1 protein-coding gene is annotated in these 1225 nt (G+C 48.7%); it reads right to left on the reverse strand.

The genetic code is table 11. The features are described from left to right. The coding region (hrpB, locus tag R7P72_RS24965; protein ID WP_318110954.1) for an ATP-dependent helicase HrpB at positions 1 to 1225 on the reverse strand (1225 nt) is incomplete at both ends.

The following is a 1225-nucleotide window of genomic DNA, read 5'->3' on the forward strand; positions in this document are numbered from 1 at the left end:
GATTTTTTCGGATGAGAACCGGACAACCAACGATGCAAGCTATGTGCGATATTCGTTACATTACGCTCTGGCTCTTCAATTAGGGCGACCGCCGCCAAAGCGACATTTACCATCTTATCGCTGTGGGATTGCGATTTAATTAACATCGCTGCCGCGCGAGGTTCTACGCCCAAGTCATGAGCCTGCTTTCCTTCCGCAGTCAGTTGTCCTTGCTCGGTAATAAGCCCTAATGAAAACAACAACTGCTTAGCTTGTTGCAGCGCGGCAGCAGAAGGAATATCGAGCCATTTTAGCTCATGAATATCGGTCGTCCCCCAAAACGCCAGCTCCATTACCAAGCTCGCAAGATCGGAATGCAAAATCTCAGGTTGTGGCACTTGTGGCTGTTGCTTGAGTTGGCTTTCTGAATAGAGGCGAACGCAAATCCCCTCTTCAATCCGCCCAGCACGACCAGCTCGCTGGATGGCAGACGATTGAGCAATACGCGTTTGCTCCAATCGTGTAAGGCCATTTTTCAAGTCAAAACGCGCAACACGCTCCAAACCAGAATCCACCACAAGGCGAATACCTTCAATTGTCAGAGAGGTTTCCGCAATGTTGGTTGCCAATACGACTTTGCGCTTACCTTTTTCTGCAGGAGAGATGGCTTTCTGTTGCTCAGTAAAGCTCAACTGACCATACAACGGGCATACTTCAACATCGTCCGGTAAGTGCGATAAACGCTCTTGCACTTGCTTGATGGCCGCCACACCGGGAAGAAACGCAAGCAGAGAGCCTGACTCTTTATTCATCAAACTCTCTATATTTTTTGCCATTACCGTTGAAAGATGATCGTTGGCAGTAAGCGGAGCATAGCGAGTTTCCACAGCAAAGCTGCGCCCTTCTGATTCAATATAACAAGCTTCCGGCAGTAAGGATTGCAACGCTTCTTGATCCAACGTTGCCGACATCACCACCAGCTTAAGATCGTCTCGCAATGCTTCTTGAACTTCCAAGCTAAGCGCCAAAGCCGTATCTGCATGAATACTGCGCTCATGGAACTCATCAAAAATCAGCAAATCGACGCCATCTAGCTCAGGGTCATTTTGGATCATGCGAGTCATGACTCCTTCAGTCACAATTTCTAACTGAGTAGAAGCACTTACCTTTGTCTCGCCACGAACGCGATACCCCACTCGCTGGCCAACTTGCTCGCCCAATTGCTCGGCCAAATATCTCGCGATAT

Source organism: Vibrio sp. Vb0888 (assembly GCF_033338835.1).
Classification (GTDB): domain Bacteria; phylum Pseudomonadota; class Gammaproteobacteria; order Enterobacterales; family Vibrionaceae; genus Vibrio; species Vibrio alginolyticus.